Below are 23,345 nucleotides of genomic sequence, written 5' to 3'. Positions count from 1 at the left end.
ACATCCCCCTTGTTCCGATGATTGTTTTGGGAGGGGTCTTGCGGCAAGGTTTTGCCATGCCGCGTAAAGCCCGCCAGTCCCGGAATGCTGCCGCCTCCCGATCTGCTTTGATGGAGGCCGGGGCGCGATTGTTTGCCGAGAGGGGCTTTGCCGCCACCTCTCTGGATATGATCGCCGAGGCGACCGGTCTGAACAAGGCAATGGTCTCCTATTATTTCGGCTCCAAGACCGGGCTTTATCAATCCATCCTCGATGAAGGCGTGACCCGCCTTTTGGCGCGGGTGGATGTCGAGGCCATCGAAGCGCGCCCGCCTGAGCGCCGCCTGCCGGCCTTTGCCCGGGCGCTGGCACGCGGATTTGAAGCGGCCCCCTATCTGCCCGGCCTGTTGGTGCAGGATTATCTGTCCGGTGAGCAACAGATGCGGCCGGAAGCGGCGGCCAGCCTGTCGCGTACCTTTCAGACCACGCGGATGATCCTGGAACGCGGCCAGCTGGCGGGTGTTTTTCGCGAGGCCGACCCGCATCAAGTGCATCTGGCCCTGATCGGATCGCTGGTGTTCTTCCGGATCACCAAACCCTTCCGGGATGGATTGCAGGCCGATGGACGGTTGCCTTATTCCAACCCGGATCCAGAGGAATTTGCTGAATTCATGGGTGAAATCCTGTCGCGGGGCCTCAAGCCCGATTGATCGGGTAAACCCTGTTTGATGCGCGTGCACTCGGTTTTGGATGCAATTTCGTTCATCAATTTTATGTTATAAAATAAAGACTTGCCATTCCCACCTGTTTTTAATTAAACAATCGGTTAGTTAGCGCTTGGGGGCGCTTGAAACCAAAAAGGAGGATCTCATGAATTCCTCAAACCTTTTCTCGGGCCCATGTCTGGCCGCCGCCGTCTTCGCCGGCCTGATATCCACCAGCGCGTTGGCGCAGAGTGATCCCGTTCGTGACCTGCTTCAGGATTTCGTCGCCGATTATGCGATGGACCCTTACGTCGCCGAGGCGCAGTCCTTTGGTATCCGCATTGATGACCGTTGGTTTACCGTCACCGCAGAACCGGGCCAGGCGGCCCTGCGCGACGGTATGCCAGAAACGCCGACCTATTATTTCTTCGGCGATGCGGCTGCCGTCGAAGCCGTTCACTCCGGGCAATGGTCGGGCCTGACCTCGATGGTCAAGGAGTTTTCTACTGATCCGGCACCGCTGGATATGGATGTAATGGAAGGCTTTCAACCGACCGAAACCTTCCTCAATGATCTGTTGGGCACCGCCTTTCATTTCTGGAATCGCGGTCAGCCGGAAATCATTCCCTTCGGACGTGATCACACCCGGATGACGCATGGCGCCAATGCCGGCGTGTTTTACTATCAACCGGGCTTTCGCAGCGGCTTTTTCAACATCCGGCCGGGCCAGCATGTGAATGAAAACCCGGATTCCCAGACCAATCCTTTTCCGTCGCTCTTTATCGTGACCGAAGGATGGGCCTATGGCCGCATCAATGGCCGCGATGTCCGGATTGAGGCCGGCAATGCCTATTTCGTACCCGCCGGACAGGACCACCAGTTCTGGCTGCCGGAAGATGTGGAACACGAAGTCAACGGCTTCCTCTTCATGTTCGGAGATGGGGCTTAGAGTCCTTTGATCTTCTGGGTCCCTCGGGCTCGACCCGAGGGTCCATTCAATTTGAAAAGGTGAACCCGTTCCCCCTTTCGTCATCGTCCGGCTTGACCGGACGATCTCGTCGTTGAGACCCTCCGGTCAAGCCGGAGGGTGACGAGTAGATTTGTTACGAACCAGGCCAATTACCCCCGCCGGTTTTCACCGCGAGGTTTGAAACAGAAGAAGCAGCGCGCGGGAGGGATCTCGCAAGCCGAAAACTTTGTATGTGGGTGGCTTATGAGGCCTCCCGCGCGGGATGTCTTATCGCCTGTCCGGGCTCCGCTTATGGCACAGTCGACTGCCGCCAGCCCGCCGAACCGTCTGGAACTTGCGCTCCACATAATGGCCGGTTCCGGAGGTCCCCGGACTTGCCTGTCCTCGACGCCGATCGGGGGATCCGGGGATCCATCTATCTGACTTTAGGTATCGTGCTTTCGAACTGCAAAACCGGTGCCCACTTTTGCTGAAAGCACTCGGGGCAGTTGTTTTCTTTGCCATCTTGCCCCGAGGCTCCGCAGGATTGCCTCCCCAAAAGCGCGCCAGAATACTAACAAGATTTGGGCGCCCGCAGCGTGGCGGGCTTGCCCCGCCTAAGCGAGGAGTGACGGGCCGGATGGCCCGGAGCAACAAGAAAGAAGTTCCGTTACACCGCCCCCCACTCGAGGCATCCCCCTCTCACCCAAGTCTCCAGACGGCCTGCAGCCTGCTGCTCCATGAAGGTGTGAGGTGGAGGCATTGTAGGTGGGAATTAGAGCGTGGGGATAAGTTTGAGTTATCCGAGTTTCCCAACCCTCTTCGCTAAGAAGAAGGGGAAGGTTACATATGTTCTGCTCGATCGGGCTCAAACGCGGCTAAATCGCGTGCCATTGGACTCAGAAACAAAATTCTCACGATAGGTCTCGTTGCGGATCATTTCGTCCTTTCCGGTCATCCTGATATCAAATGCCCGGTTATGATCGGTTTTCGGATCTGGAAGGTTTCGTGCAGATACAAACTCGAAGACAAGCGCCCCTTGATTGTCCCGGCCTTTCAGCTCCAGCAGAGGCTGGTTGCCGATAGGGCAATAATGCCGAGCCTGAAGCGTATCTTCATCAAGGCTGTAAACGGTCAGCGCCGTCATCCCATTATGAAATGTCCAGTCTTCAACAACAGCGCTCCCGTTGGCGGTCACAGAGAAGGCGACCTCTACGGGATCCCCTTCCTCGTTGGTTCCTTTCCAGGAACCAACGAGATTTTTTAGCTCGGCGAAAGCGGCGTTATGATCCATCAGTTTTGATCCTTTTCACTCAGATAAATCTGCCCACCTTTTTCGTTAAACTCTTCCGCCTTGGCTTTCAGGCCCAGCTCGATCTCTGCGTCCTCGGTCAGGTTCGGCGCCCGCGCTGAGCCAAATTCGTCCCGGATTTCCTGTGTGATTTTCATCGAGCAAAACTTTGGCCCGCACATGGAGCAGAAATGCGCGACCTTGTGCGCCTCTTTCGGCAGGGTCTGGTCATGGAAATCGCGGGCGGTTTCCGGGTCGAGCCCCAGATTGAACTGATCTTCCCAGCGGAACTCAAAGCGGGCGCGGCTGAGCGCATCATCGCGTAGCTTGGCCGCCGGATGACCCTTGGCGAGGTCAGCGGCATGGGCAGCGATTTTGTACGTCACCACGCCGACTTTTACGTCATCCCGATCGGGAAGGCCGAGATGTTCCTTAGGCGTGACATAGCAAAGCATGGCCGTGCCGAACCAGCCGATCATGGCCGCGCCAATGCCGGAGGTTATGTGGTCATAGCCCGGCGCGATATCCGTGGTGAGCGGCCCGAGCGTGTAGAAGGGCGCTTCGCCACAGGTTTCGAGCTGTTTATCCATATTCGCCTTGATCTTGTGCATGGCGACATGGCCGGGGCCTTCAATCATCACCTGACAGCCCTTGTCCCAGGCCACCTTGGTGAGTTCGCCCAGGGTTTCCAATTCTGCAAATTGCGCGCGATCATTGGCATCGGCGATAGAGCCGGGGCGCAAGCCATCGCCCAGCGAGAAGGAAACATCATAGGCGCGCATGATCTCGCAGATCTCGTCAAAGCGCTCGTAAAGGAAGCTCTCCTTGTGATGCGCGAGGCACCATTTCGCCATGATGGACCCGCCGCGCGAGACGATGCCCGTCACACGATCCGCCGTCAGCGGCACGTAAGGCAGGCGCACGCCGGCATGGATAGTGAAATAATCGACGCCCTGTTCGGCCTGTTCGATCAGCGTGTCGGCGAAAATCTCGAAGGTGAGGTCTTCGGCAATGCCACCAACTTTTTCCAGCGCCTGATAGATTGGCACGGTGCCGATGGGTACGGGCGAATTGCGCAAAATCCATTCGCGCGTGTTGTGAATGTTCTTACCCGTGGACAGGTCCATCACCGTATCGCCGCCCCAGCGGATGGCCCAGACCATCTTGTCCACCTCTTCCTCCACCGAAGAGGCAACAGCGGAATTACCGATATTGGCGTTGATCTTCACCAGGAAATTCCGGCCGATCACCATCGGCTCCAGCTCCGGATGGTTGATATTGGCGGGAATGATCGCCCGGCCGCGCGCAATCTCGTCACGCACAAATTCCGGCGTCACAAATTCCGGGATGGACGCGCCAAAGCTTTCGGCCTCGGCGATGGTTTCCGCAGCGTTTTCCGATGCCTGCCGGCGGCCGACATTCTCGCGCTCGGCAGCGTAGACCATTTCGTCGGTAACAATGCCGGCACGGGCAAATTCAATCTGGGTGACAGGGGCCGAACCATTGGCTTTCAGCGGGCGATGGCGGACGGGAAATTCGCGCGCCAGATATTTGCCCGTCGCGCCGCCATTATCCAGCGCGGTCGGCTCGCGGCTTTCATAAGCCTCCACCCTGCCGCGCGCTTCGATCAGCGCTGTGCGCCAGCGCGGCAGGCCTTGTTCCACGTCAATGCTGGCCTCTGGATCGGAGTACGGCCCGGACGTGTCGTAGACCCGCACCGGCGGCTCCATCGCCGTGGGGTGCAAATCAATCTCGCGATGCGGGACAGACAGGTGCGGCGCAGCTTGCGGGTTTGTATACACCCGGCGCGATCCCGGCAGCGGCCCGGTGGTGACTTCCGGTGTTTCAAAAGCGTTCTGGTGGGTGGGCTTGTTCATTGATTTTCTTTCTTTGAGTTATTCCGCATCCCGCACCGCCCAGCGCACGGCCGGGTCGAGCAGGGTGAAGGTGCCGTCTTCATTGTCGCGGACATTAAACCGGAACAGCGCTTCGACATCGCGGCGCTCATCCTCGTCGGCATCATAATTGGGGGCCCGCAAAGTCAGCGTGCAGTCATAGGTGTTCACCTCGTCCAGCGCGGTACAGTCCGATGTGGCGATGATGTCATCCAGCGTGGGCGGCACATGCCAGAAGGCCAGCGCGGTTTCCGGGGCGGGCTCTCCGGTCTGCCAGATCGAAGGCACGATAGTGTCCGCTTCTTCGATAAGCACCGCGTGGAGACCGTCCGGATCGAGCGAGACGGGCTCGGCTGGTGGTGGAGCGTTGGTTTCGTCTGGCGCAGTGCAGGCGGCAAGGCCAACCAGCGCCGCACCCAAAACAATGCCAAAGAAAGGTTTGGATGCTGTCATTTCCGATCCCACTTCGTCCCGGAGTTTCGAGGGTCTGACCAGTTTTCAAAGGCGGCACGGGTTTCTGCAAGCGCGGGCGCATAACGTCTGTTTGCGGCCTCCAGCGCCACCGGATCGGCTATATCCGGATGGCCCGAATTGAATGGCGGGGCGGGATTGTATTCCAGTCCAAGCTGAACTGTCTTGGCAAGATCCGGACCGGCGACTTCCGCCAGAATGGTCAGGGCAAAATCAATGCCCGCCGTCACACCGCCGCCGGTGAACACGTTGCCATCGCGAACAACACGTGCCTTCACTGGCTCAGCGCCAAATAGAGGTAGAAGGTCGTGATAGGCCCAATGGGTCGTGGCTTTTTTGCCTCTCAGCAGGCCCGCTGCTCCGAGAATGAGTGCGCCTGTACAGACAGAAGTGACATAGCGGGCATGAAGAGCCTGTCGGCGGATGAATTCAATCGAGATTTGACTTTTCGCCACGCTTGCAATTCCAAACCCGCCGGGCACACAGATCAAATCGAGATCCGGCGCGGTGTTGATATCGTGAGTAGGTAAAACGGTCAGGGCACCGTCCGTGCCCACAGGATCCAGTGTTCTCGCAATTACGCAAACTTCGGAGGCTGGCATTCGCCCCAATACCTGCAGCGGGCCGGTGAAATCCAGCTGGGTCATACCCTCGAAAATGAAAAACCCGATCTTCAAGTCAGCCCCAGTTCTTTCCGAAGCTTTTTGGTGAGACCGGTACCGACAATGCGATAGCTCTCGGCGAGGTAGGTTTTCAGATCCTCATCCGAGAGTGTTTCCTCGCCCGTGCGCTGGATCCATTTCATGCCGCGTGAGGCGAGATAAGGCGCCGGGCGGCAGCCGGGCTGTTCGGACAGGATTTCGAACGAGATGTCGGAGGTTTTGAACGAAACGCAAAAGGCGTCTTCTGTCTTGTTCCAGCCGCCGACCGTGAAGATTTTCCCGCCGATCTTCCAGACGCTGGCATCGCCCCATTGCACGACATGGGTCGTATGGGCGAGCGAGCCGCAAAAGTCGTCAAATTCCTCACGCGTCATCGCGCTCTCCATCCCGCCGCCGGCATGACCCGGATCCGGTTGTTAAGGGTAAAGTCTCAGCCCGGACCCCAATGATCCGGACACCCCTTGGATGGTTGTAAGCCTAGGCGGCCCGGCGGTGGCCGGCAAGCCTTTTGCGCGAAGCCAAAACAGGTCAGCTCGACTCTGCTGGTTACAGCTTGCGCCGTGTCAATTGAATACCAACGGCGCCCGTAAAAAGCGCATGCATTCCGTAGATCAGAAACGCGCCTTGAATGTCCAACTGAAGCCAGCCAAACAGCAGCGCGGTTACTGGCAGGACCCCTGCAACAAGGCCCAGGCCAGCCAGAACGATTTGGCGGGGCAAGCGGATCAACAAATCAATCGACCAGAAAAGGAATGCGATTGAAGCCGCCACAATCGCGGCTTCCGCGAGGACGCGATTGGTCACCATTGTGAGCGCGAAAAGATCGCGTGAGTCTGCAGGGGCGACGACTGTCGCGAGGCGTTCGGTGAGAAAGCCACTAATCAGCGCTGCTCCTAGATGACCGAGCACGCTTAACGCGTAAGCGATGATCGCGACGAGGTTCAGATAGGTCAGACCGCGCCTCACGGTAAAAGCCGTCCAACCTGCGAGCATCACAACAACAAATATCATCATGCCGGCATGAATCGTATTGTTCAGGTTGATACCAGGCCCGCCAATGCCGGTTGGATGATGCGCCATGAAAAGGATCGATAGGCCGGACGCAATCGCCATCACGAGCCCGGCGGCGCGAGTCATTTCAGCGAATCCGGCTGGGGAGCGGGTCGTCTGGATAGCCATAAGCGTTCCTTTCCATGGCGCGAGGGCAATTCCTGACAGGAAAAAGAAACGCCCTTGGAAGTGAACAGAAACCGGCTATAAAAAGTCCGAAAGCAGACGAATTGATACAATTGTCCGATAAATCGACCGCTCCTGACCGACGCGTGCGGCGCACACGACACGCCCTCTTACGCGCATTTTCGCAACTCGCTCTGTCGCGGCCATATGAACAAATCCGGGTCGCTGATATTGTCGAAATCGCCGATGTCGGTCGATCAACCTTCTACGAACATTTCAATGGCCGAGACGCCATTTTCGTCGAAGCCCTGAAGGGGCCGCTTCAGCTTCTTGCAGACACGGTGCGCGAAGAGTCTGACACCGGTAATCTTCAACACCTCATGCAACACTACTGGGACTACCGGGCCCTGGCGCGAAATACTTTTTCTGGCCCGATGCGGTCGCGGGTAATGAGTCTTCTTACCGAAATGATTGCAACTGAATTGCCTGATACGTTGCCGCGAGCGCCACTGGTTGCCCGGCAGATTGCTGAAGCCCATGCCGGATTAATACGGGCCTGGGTTGGCGGAGACCTCTCAGCCAGCGTTGCGGAGATAACAACGCAAATCCGTGCCGCCAACTTTGCGTTGATTTCAGCGACAAGAACGGGCTGAACGATACCATTCCGCAGCCCATTTTTGCTCCGGCCGTCTTAATCCGCTGTCTCGTCCGATTTAGCCGGGGTCGCATGGTGAGTGGGTCAACACCCATCAAAAACCGCTACATCAACTTTTGACCGCCGAAGCGCCCGAAAAACAAGGTTGAAGCAATCTGCGGGCTCCAAGCGCCCGTTAACTGGCAAGCAAGCGATTTAGGCAAAACCCAGATAAAGCAACCCGGCCCCGACGATCACGATGACAAGCGCGTAGATCCGCATGACGTTGGTATTTGACGCAACAGCCTTCATCAAACCCAATGAGATGGACGGCAGAACAAACAGGACAACGCCTTTCAGTAAAGATAGCCAACCGAAGGCGGTCACCAGCGTCGAGGTCCAGCCTTGGGCTGGCTGGTGGATGGCCAGCACTATGACGCCCGTTACAAACGCAAGAAAGCCGGTGATGAAGCGCAGCATGGCGCTGTTTTCCATCTCGGTTCTGATTGTGTTCATGGAACCGGGATTGATGACAGTACCTGCCCCGGCGGCGACGAAGTAGAGACCGAAAATCCGCAGAAACAACTCAGTGGTGGAGGCCGTGTCGAACATGGTGTTCTCCTGATCCGAAGCGTTCAAGGCGAGCATACTATCACAAAATGCTGGGTTTCGTGCCACAGGCGCACGGCCCTCTTATTGCGCTGCTCCCTCCGTTAAGCCGGAGGCGGCGCTATGAGCGTGTCAAAACTGAGCAAATACCTGTTTACAGGCGAACATGGGCGGCTGGAGTCGCGTGAGAATAACTTCACCGCGATCCGCACGGCCTTTGCGCTGCTGGTGCTTGGCGGTCACGCCATCATGTTGCCCATGGGCCTGCCCATTCATGGGGTCTTCCCGGAGTTTCTCGACGGGGTGGTGCAGTTTGCATTGGACGGGTTTTTCATCCTGTCCGGCTATATGATCGCCGCCAGCGTGATGCGCGGGAATGACATGCTGAATTACGCGCTGTCGCGCTTTTTGCGCATCTTACCGGGCTTGATCGCCGCCATGCTGATCCTGTGGCTATTGGTCGGACCGACCTTCACGTCGCTGTCGCTGCAGGATTATTTCGCGCATGGCGAAACCTGGCTGTTTCCAGTCTTGATTTTGTCCCAAGCCGATCCGCAAGCCACCCTGCCCGGCGTGTTCTCCGGTCATCCGATACCGGAAATGGACGGGCCTTTATGGACCATCCGATATGAGCTGCTGGCTTATCTGGCCGCTGGCGTGTTTGCGGTGGCGGGTATTTTCCGCAGCCGCTGGGGTATTCTGGCGGTGTTTATCGGTGCAGCACTTCTATCCATCACTGAATTGATCTGGCCCTATGAAGGCGTGGGCAGCGGCACGGTGTTTGCGGCGGCGCGCTTTGGTGGGGCCTTCATGGTGGGCGCGGCCATGTATGCCTGGCGCGATTATATTCCGCTGGCCCCCGGCTGGGCGCTGATGCTAGCCGCGTGGGCATTTATCCTGAGGGATTTACCCTCCAGCATGGTCGCCGGTCAGGTCGCCATGGCCTATGCCACGCTTTGGGCAGGTTATGTGTTCATCCCCGGAAGAACCGGCCAGGTCGTGCGCGAGGTCGAGGATATTTCCTACGGCATTTACATCCTTCACTGGCCGATCGGGCAGATGGCGCTGGCGATGATCCCGGCGATCGGGTCAGGCCAGCTGTTCCTGATCATGCTGCCACTGTCAGTGCTCGCCGGCTGGCTGTTGCGCGTCCTTGTCGAACGCCCGGCGCTGGCGATGAAGCCCGCTTTGCTGGCCGCTATCCGCGGCCAGCAGGCCCGGCCCGCTCGCTAATCCATTCGCGAAAACGTCTGATTATTCCAGGTGAAGGACACCACCTCACCGGCTTCATTGCGCTGAAAATCAAACCGGTCGGCGGCGTCAAAGGGATGGTTCTGCCCTCCGAAGAGATCAAGCCGCGCCGGACGAAGCCGCGAATGATAGCCGCCCATCCGGAAGAGAAGGCCGCCATCTTCTACCGACACTTCCACAGGTGCATCGAGGCCCTCAGGCCGGTAGTCACCCGCATAGACCAAAAGCTCGTCTGCTGACGGGCTCCAGGCCCAACCTTCCCAATAGTCCTGCGCATTGCGTTCGGCGATCTGCTGCTGACGGCGATCCAGCAGAGCCGCGGTGCGTTCGCGGTAGAAGTGTTCGCGGTGGGCCATCATGCGGTCCGCATTTTCATCGTCTGCCAGAAACTGGAAGAACATACGGACAGCCGTTTGCGTCCACCAACCCGTCATGTTGTCTGAATTTCCAAAGGCGGCGATGCCCACGCCGGCATCGGGCGAATAGGCCATCATGGTGCGCGCGCCGGTATAGCCGCCGCCATGAATGTGGATTTCATAGCCCTGAAATTCGCAGATATTCCAGCCCAGCGAATAGTCATGGCAGGGCATTTCATAGGCATTGCGGCCATCCAGCTGGTTGGTATCCGCATAGGCGGTCTGGGCGATTGTCAGCATGGAGGCGGTCAAACCCGCCTCCGGAGCTTCGCCGCGCAGCTGTAATTGCAGCCAGGTGATCATGTCATCGGGAGAGGTCACCAGACCGCCCGCTGATTGCATCATGCCATCGGTTTTCGGGCGCACCTCATGCCAACCCAGCTCTTCACCCTGCCAGATATGGCTCCAGGCGTGGTCCTCCAGGGGAAAGTCCGAAGTCCGGGCCGAGGTCTGATCCATTTCAAGCGGATCAAACAGGATCTCATCCAGCCAATCTTGCCAGGTCCGGCCCGTCACAGTTTCCAGAATGGCCCCATAAACATTGTAGCCGATATTGCCGTACTGAAAGCCCGGCTCGCGCGGTTCGGAATGCGCCTCGATAAGGGCGGGATAATCCTCCGGCTCGACGCGCATGACATAGGCTTCCAGGAAGGTGATCGCGCCATTGCTGAAGGGCACTTCATGGGTCAGCAGATCGCGCAACTTATTGGCCGACCCGTCCACACCCTCCGGCCAGGTCAGATCCGGCCAATAGGCATTAAGCTGCGTGTCCAACGGCAGTATTCCGCGTTCATCCAGCGCAGCGGCCACAAGGCCCATATAGGCCTTGGTCTGCGAGGCGATATAGATCGGCGTCTCTGCGGTGAGCGGCGCACCTGTAGAGGCACGGCGCAGGCCCTCGACCCGGTTCATCAACACGTCGTCTTGCGTCACGACCACAACAGCAAAGCCGGGCCCGACCAGATCGGAAAACTGATCCAGATAGGCATTCATGCGCGAGGTCGCGGTTTCAATGTCTTGCGCCATTGCCGATGGCATCATCGCGATGCTGGCCAGTCCGGCTGCCAGAATATTCTTCATTGTCTTTACTCCAATCCGAAGCCCGGACGCCGGTTTAGCCGCGTTCAGCAGCCGACAGATTGAACGCGTTTAACCTCAGGCCGCGAGAAGACGGGTCAGCTGTTTCGGCGTGAAGCCGGTTTCACGTTTAAGCGTGCGGATCAGATGACTCTGATCGGCAAATCCGGCATCCAGCGCCGCATCCGCAGCCGCCTCACCCGCCGCAAGCGCCTCCACGGCGCGGCTCATCCGGCAACGCAGCGCATAAAGGCTGGGTGGAGCCCCGAACCATTTGCGAAAGCCGCGCGAAATGTGAGCGGGGTGCAGGCCAAAGTTCTGGCCGGCCCGATTGAGATCGACCGGTACCCCCGCCTCGATCTGATCGCGCAGTTGACGCGACCAGCCAGGGGCAATCGCCTCCGTGTTCTGATGTGATAACGCACTGGCCGCCAGGTCCAGCGCGAACTGGCGGCGCTCTGTTTCCGGGACTGTCTCCGCGGCAATCTGACGGGCCAGCGTGATTTCCTCACGGCTCGCCGCCTGCCAGTTCCAGCCGCGCGAGGCCGGACAATTTTGATCAGGAAAGTTCAGGGACAGGATGAGCGCGCCCGCTTCGCCATAGACATTGGCGTGCGACAGGCCGGACGGCTTGAAGCCGATATAGGCCGTCGAGCTGTCGGCCCGGTGGTTTCTGGCAATTTCGCGCAACCGGCCCGCCAGCAGAATTGATACCTGACCCAGATCATGGGCGTGTTCGGTCATCACCGCTCCGGGCTGATACCAGGACAGGCGAACCGACAAATCGGCATTATCCAGCAGGCAGGTGGTCTTACTCGTCATCATGCAGCCTCGCGATTAGCAAAGAGATGCACGCCGCGAGACTTCCGGATGATTAAATTCAAGTCAGGTGCAGCTAGCCCCGGAAGGGATCTGTGACGAGGATGACATCCTCGCGTTCCGGGCTGGTCGAGAGCATCGCCACCGGAACCCCGATCAACTCTTCCAGACGGCGCACATATTTCACCGCAGCAGCCGGTAATTGCCCCCATTCGCGTGCACCAAAAGTGGACTCGCTCCAGCCCTCAATGGTCTCATAAACCGGTTTGGCGCGGGCCTGCAGGCCCCGTTCGGGCGGCAGGCGGTCATAACGCTCGCCATCAATGTCATAGGCGATGCAGATATTGAGCTCATCAAACCCGTCGAGCACGTCCAGCTTGGTCAGGACAATGCCATCAATCCCGCCGAGCACCATGGCCTGACGGACCAGTACCGCATCAAACCAGCCACAGCGGCGCTGGCGCCCGGTCACCACGCCAAATTCGCGGCCTTTCTCGCCCAGCTTCTGACCCGTCTCGTCTTTTAGTTCGGTCGGAAACGGCCCTTCACCGACTCGCGTCGTATAGGCCTTCACAATACCCAGCCCATAGCCGGCATGACGTGGCCCGACCCCCGTTCCGGCCGCGGCCTGTCCGGCGACTGTGTTGGACGAGGTGACATAAGGGTAGGTGCCGTGATCGACATCCAGCATCGTGCCCTGTGCGCCTTCAAACAGGATTTTCTTGTCATCCAGCAAGGCGGCTTCCAAATCCCTCCAGACGGGCGCCATGTAAGGCAGGATATGCGGAGCAATGTCGTTGAGCTCTGCGATCAGGCTCGCGGAATCGGCTTCCGGCTGACCGAGGCCGCGGCGGATGGCGTTATGATGATGGAGGAGGTCTTTGATCTTGGCTTCCAGGCTGGCTGGGTCTGCCAGGTCGCAAACCCGGATGGCACGGCGTCCAACCTTGTCTTCATAGGCCGGACCGATGCCTCGCCGTGTGGTGCCAATGGCCATTCCATCATCGCGGTTTTCGCGCAGCGCATCCAGCTCGCGGTGGACGGGCAGGATCAGGCTGGCGGTTTCTGCGACCTTCACCAGATCCGGCGTGATCGCCACGCCCTGATCTTCCAGCCGTTTCTTTTCGTCGCGAAACGCCCAGGGGTCGATCACCACGCCATTGCCGATGACGGAGAGCTTGCCACGCACCACGCCGGAGGGGAAAAGCGACAGCTTGTAGACCTGATCGCCCACGACCAGGGTGTGACCTGCATTATGACCGCCTTGAAAGCGCGCCACGACATCGGCCCGGTGCGACAGCCAGTCGACAATCTTGCCTTTGCCTTCATCGCCCCATTGTGCGCCGACGACAGTAACATTGGCCATTTTGCTCTCCCAGGACCGGCGGAGACTCACGCGATTGTGAGACGCCAATCGCGGTCTATCAGCCTAGTCTGAGATTGACAAAGGGCCATGTGTGCAGGGGAAAACCATGATCCGCAAACTTGTAATGACCGGCGCCTTTGCTGGCGCTTTGACGGCTGCGGCTGGCGCGCAGACACCGCCCTCCTGCAACGGGATGGCGCATCGCGGCGATTTCGATTTCTGGGTCGGCGAATGGAATGTCTACTCGCCAGACGGGACATTGGCCGGGACCAATTCCATCCGGAAAACCCAAGGCGGCTGCCTGATTGAAGAACATTGGTCCGGTGCCAGCGGATCCGAAGGCTTTTCAATGAATTTCTATGACCCGCTGACCGGTCAATGGCGGCAGGTCTGGATGAGCTCAGGAATCTTCATTGACTATTCCGGTGGTCTGGATGCCGACGGCGCTATGGCTCTGGAAGGCGAAATCCATTACCATGCCAATGATCAACGCTTTGGGTTCCGGGGCGTCTGGACTTTGAATGAGGATGGCAGCGTGACACAGCATTTCACGCAATTTGACGCTGCTGAAGAGGTCTGGACCGACTGGTTCATCGGACGTTATGTGCATCAGGAAGACGATCCGAATACGCAATCCGGGGAGTAGGACTCCCGGTCCCTTTGTCTGTCCTCCCGGATTGCGTCGCGCCGCTGGTCCTCCCCCGGATCAGCGGCGCACCCAAACTCCAGAAACACAGATTTGAAGGCTATCCGCCGAAGCGGATACCAAAGCGGATACCCGCATTATCGAGCGCCTGATTGCGGCCGCTGCCCAGAATCTGGCCGTGCGAGATATGCTCGTAAAAAGCCGCCACAGTCATTTGCTCTGACAGCTCCCAGTTCAGGGCGAATGTGGAATGAAACAGCACATGTTCGCCCAGAAGAGCGCGTGTGGTCGCCAGCCGGATACGATTTGGATCCCCGGGCGGCGCATTCGGATCGATGTCGTTGACGCCATCATGATAGGCAATGCCAAAAGCGGGCTGAAAAGAAATCACATCCGAGAGCGGAAAATCCCATTCCAGGCCGACACCGCCAAAATTGGTCAGGCCTACCGTGTTGACCGAAATATGGGCATAAGGCCGCGGCGACCAGATGAAGCTCAACGGTTCTATCTCAGGACCAACAATACCGAAGGTGACATTCGGCCCGTCCTCAATGCTGCGGGCCAGATCATGGGCGGTCACGCCGAGACGGACTTCAAAGTCATGATCATCGGCGAGCGCCGGCGCCGAAACAGCCAACAGGCCCGCGAGAACAAGAACACTGGATTTCATATTATTACCCCTCACTAACGCCCCTGCAGCGCGCATTTGTTTACCCTAATGTGCGCCGCCGCAAAGCGCAAAACTAGATATCCTGTCTAGCCATTGCATAGGCCCAATCGAGCCACGGGCCCAACGCGGTGATATCATCAGCTTCCATGGTCGGGCCGCACCAGATGCGCAGCCCAGCGGGTGCGGACGGGTGCGGATTAACGTCCAGCGCCGCGTTTTCGCGTTCCAGCAGTGAAACCATTCTGCGCGTTAGCAACCATTGGGTGTCCTGATCCAAAGACGCCACGCCGGGTTCAACGAATTTCAACGTCACCGAAACCGGCGAGCGTGTGGATTCATCAAAGCAGAGAAAGTCGATCCATCCGGTGCGGTTCACCCATTCGGCCAAGGCCGCATAATTGTGATCGACCCGCGCGATCAGAGCCGAGAGCCCGCCTTCCTTTGCGGCCCATTTCAGCGCGAGCAGATAATCCTCGAAACACATCAGCGAGGGTGTGTTGAGTGTCTTGCCGTCAAAGATCACATCATTCACGCCGGTGCGTTCCGCATTGTGGAGCTGAAGGATACGCGGCACGGGCCATGCGGGGACATGAGTGGCCAGGCGTTCCAGCGCACGCGGACCGAGAATAATCATACCGTGCTGGGCTTCGCCGCCCATGGATTTTTGCCAGGAATAGGTCAGCACATCGATTTTCGACCAGTCCAGTTCCATCGCAAAAGCGGCCGAGGTGGCATCCACGATCGTCAGGCCCTTGCGGTCGGTCTTGATCCAGTCCGTGTTCGGGATGCGCGCGCCGGCTGCGGTCGCATTCCAGGTAAAAATTGTGTCGCGATCCGTATCGGCCTGGCTGAAATCGGGCGTTTCGCCACCCGACGCTTCAAAAATCCGCAGATCTTCGAGCTTCAACTCGTCACGGGCATCCTTGGTCCAGCGCCCGCCGAATACATCCCAGGCAAAGACGTCCACGCCGCGCGGGCCGAGCAGAGACCACATGGCGGCTTCCATCGCGCCGGTATCGGAGCCGGCGACCATGGATACTTTATAGTCCGGCGGACATTCCAGCAGGGCGGCGGTGCGTTCATAGGCTTCGACAATGCGCTGGCGCGGTCCGGAGGCCCTGTGGCTGCGGCCCAACATGCCATTGGCCAGTTGATCGGCTGACCAGCCGGGATGTTTCTTGGTGGGGCCGCAGGAAAAGCGTGGATCAAAGGGGCGAAGCTGGGGTTTTGTAAGTTCGGTCATGGCCGGATCCGGTTTTTTTCCGGCCTAACGCCGGAGGATGGACGGCGTCAATTCGCAAACTGTTTCGGTTCAAACCGCAAGCGTGAATTGACCTGACGGCCGCGCCGCGCCATGTGCCCGCCTCATGATCACTTCCGAGATCCGCCCGCTCTTCGATTTGCCACGCGATCTGGCATATCTGAACTGTGCATATATGGGGCCCATGCCCAAGCACGCCGCGCTTGAAGGCCAAAATGCCTATGATCTTCGCCAGCGCCCGTGGGAGCTGAATATTCAGGAGAACTTTTTTGATCTGCCCGAAGCGCTGCGGGGCGAGGCCGCTAAGCCCTTCAGAACCGAGGCCAAGAATATCGCCCTGATCCCGGCCGCCAGTTACGGCTTGGCGGTTGCTGCCCGGAATTTACCGCTTGCGGCCGGTCAGGAAATACTGGTGCTGGACGCGCAATTTCCCTCGAATGTCTATGTCTGGCGCGACAAGGCCGCCGCGAGCAATGCTGTGGTGAAAACCGTTCGCCGCTCAGCCAATGAAAGCTGGACCGAGGCTGTGCTGGGCGCATTGAGCGCCCAATCGGGCATAGTCGCCATTCCTCAGGTGCATTGGGCCGATGGTGGAACGGTTGATCTTAAAGCCGTCCGCGAAGCTGCAGATGAACACGGTGCACGGCTTGTCCTGGATATTACCCAGTCTCTAGGGGCTTTGCCGTTTCCGATGGCAGAGGTGCGGCCGGATTATGCCGTTGCTGCAGGGTATAAATGGCTGCTGGGCCCCTACACGCTCGGCTATCTTTACGTCGCACCGGAGCATCAAGGCGGACAGCCGCTAGAGGCGGGCTGGATTGTCCGCGAGGGCGCAGAAGATCTGACTCGGTTGGCAGACTATGCTGACCACTATAAGGAGGGCGCGCGCCGCTTCGACATGGGCGAGCGCTCGGCCTTTCAACTAGTCAGGCCGGCATTGACCTCGCTGCGCTGGTTAAACGGTCTGGGCGATGATCTGCTGGCCGGATTGTCCGCGCGGACCCACGCGATTGAAGAGGCGGTGCGTTCTCTTGGTGCCCGGTGCGACACACCGGATCGGGCCCCGCACTATCTTTGCCTGGCTCTGCCGGATGACGCGCCCGCGGATCTTGCCGGCCGCCTGGCAGCACGCGGCGTTTCTGTTTCACAGCGCGGCGACCGGCTGCGGGTGACGCCACATCTTTACAATGACCAGGCCGATATCGACCGATTTGCCGACGCTCTAAGGGCCGAGCTCGCATGAGCCCGCCCTCAACCCCCGGCACGCGCGACTGGGCGATCTTGCTGTCACTTGCCGTGCTATGGGGAACGGCTTTTATTTTCATCGAGTGGTCGCTGGACAGCCTGCCACCTGCCGCCCTGTCCTTCACCCGGCTGACGATTGCCGCGGTCATTGTCACCGCTTTTGCGTATGCACGCGGTTACCGTCTGCCGCCTTTGAGTGACCGGCGATGGATCAGCTTTGTCCTGCTGGGATTTTTCGGCAATGCCCTGCCGTTTTTCCTGATTCCGTTGGGCCAGACGCAGATACCGTCGGCGCTGGCGGGTATCCTGTTGGCCGTCATGCCGCTGACGACAGTGGCGCTGGCGCATTTCTTCACTGAAGAGAAAATGACCGGCTGGAAGCTGGCAGGGTTTTTTGTTGGCTTCGCCGGCGCGGTGGTGTTGATCGGGCCAGCGGCACTGGCCGGGCTTGGGGGGCCGACATTTCTGGCCCAGCTTGCCGTTCTGGCCGCCGCTTTTCCTATGCGCTGAACGTCATTCTGACGCGCAAGACCCCGCAGACGCATCCTCTGGTACTGGCGTCCGGCGCGCTGATTTGTTCGTCCATTCTCGGCGCGCCTTTTGGCCTGTGGCAACTTTCGGTGAACGACTTACCGGCGACGCTTGCCGGATGGAGCGCACTGGCCTGGCTGAGCCTCGGACCGACCGCGCTGGCCACGGTGATTTATGTCGGCCTGATTGCCCGCGCCGGGGCGGGGTTCATGGCCCTGGTGAATTATCTGGTGCCGATTGTTGCGCTGTTTACCGGGCTGGCCTTTGGGGAAGTGATTTCGTGGAATGCGTATCTGGGGCTGGTGATCATCCTGGCCGGGATCGCCCTGTCGCGAAAACGCTAACCGCCTGACCGCCAGGCGTGGTTGACCGGCCCGTGGCCGGAACCCAGACCCGGTGCCGTGCGGATCGCTTCAGACAGATAGCGGCTGGCGCGATCGACGGCGTCCGGCAGACCGATCCCGTTTGCCAACCCGGCGGCAATTCCTGAGGCCAGCGTGCAGCCGGTGCCATGCGTGTTACGCGTGTCCTGCCGTTCGCTTTCAAACACGGTGATTGTGTCAGCCGTCACCAGCACGTCGTGGATGGTTTGACCGTCCAGATGCCCGCCCTTGACCAGAGCGGCCTCTGCACCGGTTTCCAGCAGGGCCCGACCGGCCCGTTTCTGATCTTCCAGCGAGGCGTTTGGAAGGCCCGTCAGCTTTTCGGCTTCGGGCGCGTTGGGGGTCACCAGGGCCGCGCGCGGGACAAGCTGATCGCGGATCGCCGTGAAGGCCGTGTCATCGACCAGCACATCCCCCGAGGTTGCCACCATGACCGGATCGAGCACCAGCGGAATATCCGGATAATCGTTCAGCAGACGCACGATCAGCCCGGCCAGTTCTGCATCGCCCAGCATGCCGGTCTTGATGACGTCAGCGCCGATATCCGCCAGCACGGCGCGCGCCTGCGCTTCGATGATGTCCAGCGGGATGGGATGAATTCCGGTCACGCCCTTTGTGTTCTGAACCGTGATCGCGGTGACAGCCGTAGCTGCATAACCGCCCAGCGCGGTGACGGTTTTGATATCGGCCTGAATGCCGGCTCCGCCGCCGGAATCTGATCCGGCAATAATCAACACACGTCCCTTGGCTTCGCCCATTTCTGTGTCTTTCTCCCCACTCGCAGTGTGACATTGATGCCGCGCTTTCGTCCTCAAGGCGACCCGGCAGGACATTTTTCTGTGGCCCTCACCCGATAGGAGATGTAAGAGCCGCCTCCCGAAAACAAGTGGAGCATCCAGGACCCATGCATAAGATTCGACTATAAAGGCGGCTGATCGATCGCCTTTTCCCGGCCTATTTCCTCATTGCCAGGCAATGCGGACCACCGGTGACCCCTCGCGATCCACCCCTTCTGTGACATTCGAATCTGTATGAGGCGGGCGGCTTTGCGCCCGTAAGTCCGATGACCCATTCCGCACCCCGCGCTCCTCGCGTTTTATCCAATCTTTCCGTGGTCCGCTTTTTGATCAAGCAATGGCGGCGGCGTCCCTGGTTTTTTGCCGCCCTCGTTGGTTTTACCATGTTGGCCACGATTGCCGACGTGTTCGTTCCTATTGCTGCGGGCGCGCTGATCGATGCCTTGAATACGGGTGAAGGCGGCCACTGGTCGACCTATGCCGTGTTTCTGGGCCTGGCGATCACCGTCAATATCCTCCGGCAAATCGCGGTGCGGTTTGAGATCCGGTTTTCCTCCTCGAACATGAAAGACATGGTCGCGGAGAGCTTTGCCAAGGTTCAGCGCTTCTCGCTCGACTGGCATGCCAACACGTTTGCCGGTTCCGTCGTTCGCAAAGTGACGCGCGGCATGTGGGCCTATGACACGATTACGGCGACCACCTGGTTTGGCCTGATCCCGTCCATCGCCGTGATGTACGGGCTGGGCTTTTACATGTTGAGTCAGTGGTGGATGGTCGGCCTGTTCTCGTTGTCGGTCACGACCTTGTTTGTGGCGGCCACCGTGTGGGCCGCCAACAGCTACATCCGGCCCCAGAACATCCGCTCCAACGCGGTCGATTCCGAGCTGGGCGGCGCCGTGGCGGATTCCATTGGCGGTATCGCCACGGTGAAAAGCTTTGGCGCAGAATCCCGCGAGGATGGCCGCTTCACCGATCTGGCGGAAAACTGGCGGCGGGAAACCCGCAAGACCTGGTTTCGTTTTGTGAACACATGGCTGATCCAGATTATCGCCATTCTGGCGTTGCAGGCCGGCCTGACCGGCTTGCTGATCCAGATGTGGATGGCGGGTCAGGCCACGCCGGGCGATGTGGTCTTCGCCATCACGGCGTTTCTGACCATGGCCGGCTATATGCGCCGATTTGGCGAGGAGGTGCAGAACGTGCAGCGCGGGCTGGACGAGATCCAGGACATTGCCGGGTATGACGCCCAGCCGGTCCAGATCTCCGATGCGAAAGATGCGCCAGACTTTGTCCGCGGTGCGGGCGAGATCGTGTTTGATGGGGTCGGCTTTGCCTATGAAAACCAGGCCAAGCGGCTTTACGAAGACTTTTCGCTGCGCATAGACCCGGGCGAGCAGGTGGCTCTGGTGGGGCCCACGGGTTCTGGCAAATCGACCTTCGTGAAGCTGGTGCAACGTCTGTACGATGTGCAGGACGGGGCCGTGCGGCTGGACGGGCAGGATGTCCGCGAGGTCACCCAGGCCTCCTTGCGTAGCGCGGTGGCGCTGGTGCCGCAGGACCCGGCCCTGTTTCACCGAACGATTGCCGAGAACATCGCTTACGCCAAACCAGATGCCTCACAAGAGGCGATCGCGGCCGCGGCTAAACGGGCGAATGCGCATGACTTCATCACGCGTCTGCCACAGGGCTATCAAACCCTGGTCGGCGAGCGCGGTGTGAAACTGTCCGGCGGAGAACGTCAGCGCGTGGCGATTGCCCGGGCAATCCTGTCGGATGCCCCGGTCCTGATCTTTGACGAGGCGACCTCCAGCCTCGACAATGAGACCGAGCGGGATGTGCAACAGGCACTGGAAAGCGCCACAGCAGGCAAGACGACCATTGTCATCGCCCACCGCCTGTCGACGATCCGCAATGCCGACCGAATCCTCGTCTTTGACCGTGGCCGGATTGTGGAACAGGGCACGCATGACGAACTCGCCGCTCAGGGTGATGGGCTCTATGCGCGCCTGGCGGCGCTCGCGGCGGCTTAATCGGATTGGGTGGAGGCGGGAAACCGCCTCCGCCTTTTCCCGGTAAAGCCCTGCCCCTATTCCCCTTTCCTTTTTTGCGCAGGCCCTGCTAGCGTCGGAGATGGGGAGTTATGGGGACATGATCTTAAATCGCATCAGCACCGCTATCCGCGAACAGGACTGGTTCGCAGTCATCGTGGAATTTTTCATCGTCATCGCCGGTGTGGTGATTGGTTTCCAGATCACGGCGTGGAATGGCGAGCGGCAGGAACGCGCGGAAGCCGCTGATCTCATGGCCCGCCTACACGATGAAATCCTTGATGTTGAAATGGTCCGCGAAGACTGGCGGGAATTGGTTCAGCCTATTGAAATGCTGGACACTTTGCGCGCGCTGTCGCCGCTTCTGCTGGACACGGACGCTGCGGACCGACCCCTGACCCGAGAGGAGTGCAGTGCGCTGGTCAGGTCTCACATTCTTGCCCTGCCACCACAGGTTCTGCCTATGCTCGATGAGTTGGAGGCGACGGGTGCAATCCGCCTGATCGACGATGCCGCGGTGCGGATTGCGCTCACAAATCAACTGCAGCGGTTCGAAAGGACGGCCGACCTTGTCGATCAGATGACCCGTGGATTCCACAGCCTCCCGGCCCTGTCCGCGGAGGCCATCACGTATGTGGCGGCGGACGTGCCTGAAAACTGGAACCCGATGTTTGACAATTCTGCGCGGTGCAATCTCGACGCCATGCGCTCGGACCTGGCCTTCCTCAACCAGTATGCCGACAATACCTCGCGTTATTATTTCTACGTTGAAACGGCGGTTCATGCGACGGATCAGCGCTTGGCCGAACTTCATGCGGCTGTGGACGCGGCGCTGGGGATAGATCACGGCGAGGCCGCCGAATGATCCTCGCCCGACTCTCCAAGGCCATCCGCGAACAGAACTGGTTCGCCGTTGTGCTGGAATTTTTCGTTGTTGTTTCCGGCGTGGTGATTGGATTCGCCATCACGGGATGGGCGGAAAATCGCGCCGAAACAGCGCGCGCAGAACTTTATCTCGATCGGCTGGCAGCAGATCTTGAAACCAACGAGACGCGGTTCCTGGAAGCACGCGACTTCAGGGCCTCGGTGCGGGCTCTGGGTGAGGAAGCCTTGCGCTATGCCAGCGGGCAGGAGATGCCGCCCAGCGATTGGCACGTCATTGTCGCCTACTTCAACGCCAGCCAGGCGGGTGGCGCCGAGCCCGTGGATGCGACCTATCGTGAAATGGTGGCAACAGGCGATCTTCGCCTGTTGCGAGATCTGGAATTGCGCGGCGAGCTTTCTGCCTATTACAGCAATACAGGTTTTGCGCGCATCTTGAATGAGTTGCCAGCCTATCGTGAGACGGTTCGCGGCGTCATCCCCATGGATATCCAAACCTATATCTGGGAGACGTGCTATGCGTCCGAAGCAGGCCGCTACCAGCGTCTTATCGACTGTGAGCCACCCGCTACCGAGGCTGAAATTCTCGCGGAGCTGTCTATCGCGCTAATGCGGGACGAGGCCCTGAACCGCCAACTGCGTTTCTGGGTCTCTAACCAGTATGCAGCTCTGGCGATCCACGAGTCTCAAGTCGTCACGACCGAAGCTGTGCTGGCCCAGCTTCGTGCTTCGCGGGGAGCGGACCAATGATCCTCGCCCGCCTCTCGACCGCTATCCGCGAACAAAACTGGTTCGCGGTGACTCTCGAATTCGTCATCGTCATCGCGGGTGTGGTGATCGGCTTTCAGATCACCAATTGGGCGCAGCAACAACGAGAAATCGAGCTGGGCGAAAGTTTTGCAGAGGATCTGTTGGACGATCTGCATGGCGAGGCGTTTCGCGGGCGTTTTCAGGTTGAGTATTATGGCGCCGTCCACCATCACGCACTGCGTGCCATAGATCTGTTCGATTCCGAAGACCCACAACAGGATTCAGACTTCATCGTCGCGATTTATAATGCCACCCAACATGTGGGGAGAGCCCAACTCAGGGCGGCCTATGACGAACTGGTCGCAACCGGAAATCTCCGGCTGATTCCGGATCGGGAATTAGCCAACCGCGCCGTTGCGAATTACATGTTCGATTATCGCGCTTTCATTGCAGGTTATGTTCGCGGCTCGGCTTTGCGTGATAGTATTCGCCGAACCGTGCCATACCGCATTCAAACGGCTATCAATGAGCAATGCGGTGATACCCTCGATGCGACCGGGCAAATCGATGGGTTGCGACGGGATTGCGAGCTTGACTTACCCGCTGACGATATCCGGCTTACCGCTCAGTTGATCCGGTCTCATCCCACTCTCAGAGGAGACCTGCAAGTCTATGTCGGGGAGCTAGGTGTTCGCTATTCCAACCTTCAAGCCAGTGTGTCGTTGTTGATTGAAAATCTGTGCGACTATCAAAGCGATCTGGAGATATGCATAGCGGCTGCCTCATAGAGCCCGCGACTTTGCACGCTTAACCCCGTTTTCATGCCCGCCCGG

General features: G+C 59.1%; 25 protein-coding genes. 12 read left to right on the top strand and 13 right to left on the bottom strand.

What is annotated here, in order from left to right; all coding sequences use genetic code 11:
- Window positions 1–56: 56 nt before the first annotated feature.
- Together ACO079_RS12200 and ACO079_RS12195 are read left to right on the top strand one after the other, a co-directional pair.
- Window positions 57–689, top strand: coding sequence for a TetR/AcrR family transcriptional regulator (locus ACO079_RS12200; protein ID WP_421790428.1), 633 nt, complete (start codon window positions 57–59; stop codon window positions 687–689).
- 160 nt (window positions 690–849) lie between these two features.
- Entirely contained in the window at window positions 850–1,632 is a 783-nt protein-coding gene (locus ACO079_RS12195; protein WP_421790426.1) for a cupin domain-containing protein, read from the top strand.
- Between the two features lie 868 nt (window positions 1,633–2,500).
- On the opposite strand, the gene ACO079_RS12190 is transcribed toward ACO079_RS12195, so the two are convergent.
- From ACO079_RS12190 to ACO079_RS12165, 6 genes are all read right to left on the bottom strand, one after another.
- Entirely contained in the window at window positions 2,501–2,926 is a 426-nt protein-coding gene (locus ACO079_RS12190; RefSeq protein ID WP_421790425.1) for a hypothetical protein, read from the bottom strand.
- Window positions 2,926–4,800 carry a phosphomethylpyrimidine synthase ThiC gene (gene thiC / locus ACO079_RS12185; RefSeq protein ID WP_421790423.1) on the bottom strand — a complete coding sequence of 625 codons (1,875 nt, stop codon included), beginning with the start codon at window positions 4,798–4,800 and terminating at the stop codon, window positions 2,926–2,928. Before thiC ends, ACO079_RS12190 begins: the two co-directional genes overlap by 1 nt.
- Window positions 4,801–4,818: 18 nt before the next feature.
- Window positions 4,819–5,271 carry a hypothetical protein gene (locus tag ACO079_RS12180; RefSeq protein ID WP_421790421.1) on the bottom strand — a complete coding sequence of 151 codons (453 nt, stop codon included), beginning with the start codon at window positions 5,269–5,271 and terminating at the stop codon, window positions 4,819–4,821.
- A complete protein-coding gene (locus tag ACO079_RS12175; RefSeq protein WP_421792959.1) occupies window positions 5,268–5,936 on the bottom strand; it encodes a DJ-1/PfpI family protein in 669 nt (222 codons plus the stop codon). The genes ACO079_RS12180 and ACO079_RS12175 overlap by 4 nt, the downstream gene beginning before the upstream one ends.
- A 26-nt stretch (window positions 5,937–5,962) precedes the next feature.
- A complete protein-coding gene (locus tag ACO079_RS12170) occupies window positions 5,963–6,325 on the bottom strand; it encodes an MmcQ/YjbR family DNA-binding protein (RefSeq protein WP_421790419.1) in 363 nt (120 codons plus the stop codon).
- Window positions 6,326–6,497: 172 nt separating this feature from the next.
- Entirely contained in the window at window positions 6,498–7,088 is a 591-nt protein-coding gene (locus ACO079_RS12165) for a hypothetical protein (protein WP_421790418.1), read from the bottom strand.
- 185 nt (window positions 7,089–7,273) lie between these two features.
- Between ACO079_RS12165 and ACO079_RS12160 the strand changes: the two genes are divergently transcribed.
- Window positions 7,274–7,780, top strand: coding sequence for a TetR/AcrR family transcriptional regulator (locus tag ACO079_RS12160; protein WP_421790416.1), 507 nt, complete (start codon window positions 7,274–7,276; stop codon window positions 7,778–7,780).
- A gap of 197 nt (window positions 7,781–7,977) precedes the next feature.
- Here ACO079_RS12160 and ACO079_RS12155 read toward each other — a convergent pair whose 3' ends face one another.
- Window positions 7,978–8,373: a hypothetical protein gene (locus ACO079_RS12155; RefSeq protein WP_421790414.1), complete on the bottom strand. Its 396-nt coding sequence runs from the start codon at window positions 8,371–8,373 to the stop codon at window positions 7,978–7,980.
- Window positions 8,374–8,493: 120 nt separating this feature from the next.
- On the opposite strand from ACO079_RS12155, the gene ACO079_RS12150 reads away from it, so the two are divergent.
- Complete coding sequence (locus tag ACO079_RS12150; protein WP_421790413.1) at window positions 8,494–9,603, top strand: acyltransferase family protein; 1,110 nt, start codon at window positions 8,494–8,496, stop codon at window positions 9,601–9,603.
- Here the strand turns inward: ACO079_RS12150 and ACO079_RS12145 are convergent.
- The 3 genes from ACO079_RS12145 to ACO079_RS12135 all read right to left on the bottom strand — a co-directional run bounded on the left by ACO079_RS12145 (window position 9,600) and on the right by ACO079_RS12135 (window position 13,299).
- A complete protein-coding gene (locus ACO079_RS12145; protein WP_421790411.1) occupies window positions 9,600–11,117 on the bottom strand; it encodes a serine hydrolase domain-containing protein in 1,518 nt (505 codons plus the stop codon). The genes ACO079_RS12150 and ACO079_RS12145 overlap by 4 nt on opposite strands.
- Window positions 11,118–11,192: 75 nt before the next feature.
- Window positions 11,193–11,936 (bottom strand): helix-turn-helix domain-containing protein, encoded by a 744-nt coding sequence (locus tag ACO079_RS12140; protein WP_421790409.1) that lies wholly within the window; start codon window positions 11,934–11,936, stop codon window positions 11,193–11,195.
- 73 nt (window positions 11,937–12,009) lie between these two features.
- Window positions 12,010–13,299 (bottom strand): adenylosuccinate synthase, encoded by a 1,290-nt coding sequence (locus ACO079_RS12135; RefSeq protein ID WP_421790407.1) that lies wholly within the window; start codon window positions 13,297–13,299, stop codon window positions 12,010–12,012.
- Window positions 13,300–13,405: 106 nt separating this feature from the next.
- On the opposite strand from ACO079_RS12135, the gene ACO079_RS12130 reads away from it, so the two are divergent.
- Entirely contained in the window at window positions 13,406–13,945 is a 540-nt protein-coding gene (locus ACO079_RS12130) for a hypothetical protein (RefSeq protein WP_421790405.1), read from the top strand.
- A gap of 100 nt (window positions 13,946–14,045) precedes the next feature.
- Here the strand turns inward: ACO079_RS12130 and ACO079_RS12125 are convergent, their stop codons facing one another.
- Together ACO079_RS12125 and ACO079_RS12120 are read right to left on the bottom strand one after the other, a co-directional pair.
- Window positions 14,046–14,615 carry a hypothetical protein gene (locus ACO079_RS12125; RefSeq protein WP_421790403.1) on the bottom strand — a complete coding sequence of 190 codons (570 nt, stop codon included), beginning with the start codon at window positions 14,613–14,615 and terminating at the stop codon, window positions 14,046–14,048.
- 73 nt (window positions 14,616–14,688) lie between these two features.
- The gene (locus tag ACO079_RS12120) at window positions 14,689–15,858 is read right to left on the bottom strand and encodes a phosphoserine transaminase (RefSeq protein ID WP_421790401.1); all 1,170 of its coding nucleotides are present in this window, start codon (window positions 15,856–15,858) and stop codon (window positions 14,689–14,691) included.
- Between the two features lie 124 nt (window positions 15,859–15,982).
- On the opposite strand from ACO079_RS12120, the gene ACO079_RS12115 reads away from it, so the two are divergent.
- Genes ACO079_RS12115 through ACO079_RS12105 form a run of 3 tightly spaced genes read left to right on the top strand, consistent with a single transcriptional unit; the run spans window position 15,983 to window position 17,996 of the window.
- A complete protein-coding gene (locus ACO079_RS12115) occupies window positions 15,983–17,119 on the top strand; it encodes an aminotransferase class V-fold PLP-dependent enzyme (RefSeq protein WP_421790399.1) in 1,137 nt (378 codons plus the stop codon).
- Window positions 17,116–17,631 (top strand): DMT family transporter, encoded by a 516-nt coding sequence (locus tag ACO079_RS12110; RefSeq protein WP_421790397.1) that lies wholly within the window; start codon window positions 17,116–17,118, stop codon window positions 17,629–17,631. Before ACO079_RS12115 ends, ACO079_RS12110 begins: the two co-directional genes overlap by 4 nt.
- Complete coding sequence (locus tag ACO079_RS12105; protein WP_421792957.1) at window positions 17,583–17,996, top strand: EamA family transporter; 414 nt, start codon at window positions 17,583–17,585, stop codon at window positions 17,994–17,996. Before ACO079_RS12110 ends, ACO079_RS12105 begins: the two co-directional genes overlap by 49 nt.
- On the opposite strand, the gene thiD is transcribed toward ACO079_RS12105, so the two are convergent.
- Complete coding sequence (gene thiD, locus ACO079_RS12100; protein WP_421790395.1) at window positions 17,993–18,793, bottom strand: bifunctional hydroxymethylpyrimidine kinase/phosphomethylpyrimidine kinase; 801 nt, start codon at window positions 18,791–18,793, stop codon at window positions 17,993–17,995. The genes ACO079_RS12105 and thiD overlap by 4 nt on opposite strands.
- Before the next feature lie 305 nt (window positions 18,794–19,098).
- Here thiD and ACO079_RS12095 point away from each other — a divergent pair, with 305 nt between their 5' ends.
- From ACO079_RS12095 to ACO079_RS12080, 4 genes are all read left to right on the top strand, one after another.
- The gene (locus tag ACO079_RS12095) at window positions 19,099–20,862 is read left to right on the top strand and encodes an ABC transporter ATP-binding protein (RefSeq protein WP_421790393.1); all 1,764 of its coding nucleotides are present in this window, start codon (window positions 19,099–19,101) and stop codon (window positions 20,860–20,862) included.
- A gap of 118 nt (window positions 20,863–20,980) precedes the next feature.
- Window positions 20,981–21,745, top strand: coding sequence for a hypothetical protein (locus ACO079_RS12090; RefSeq protein ID WP_421790391.1), 765 nt, complete (start codon window positions 20,981–20,983; stop codon window positions 21,743–21,745).
- On the top strand, window positions 21,742–22,512 hold the full coding sequence (locus tag ACO079_RS12085; protein ID WP_421790389.1) for a hypothetical protein: 771 nt from the start codon (window positions 21,742–21,744) through the stop codon (window positions 22,510–22,512). Before ACO079_RS12090 ends, ACO079_RS12085 begins: the two co-directional genes overlap by 4 nt.
- Window positions 22,509–23,300, top strand: a complete 792-nt coding sequence (locus ACO079_RS12080) for a hypothetical protein (protein WP_421790387.1) — start codon at window positions 22,509–22,511, stop codon at window positions 23,298–23,300. The genes ACO079_RS12085 and ACO079_RS12080 overlap by 4 nt, the downstream gene beginning before the upstream one ends.
- The last annotated feature ends 45 nt before the right edge of the window (window positions 23,301–23,345 follow it).

Source organism: Hyphobacterium sp. (genome assembly GCF_965228115.1).
Taxonomy (GTDB): domain Bacteria; phylum Pseudomonadota; class Alphaproteobacteria; order Caulobacterales; family Maricaulaceae; genus Hyphobacterium.
This window is presented reverse-complemented; position numbering and strand designations above follow the sequence as displayed.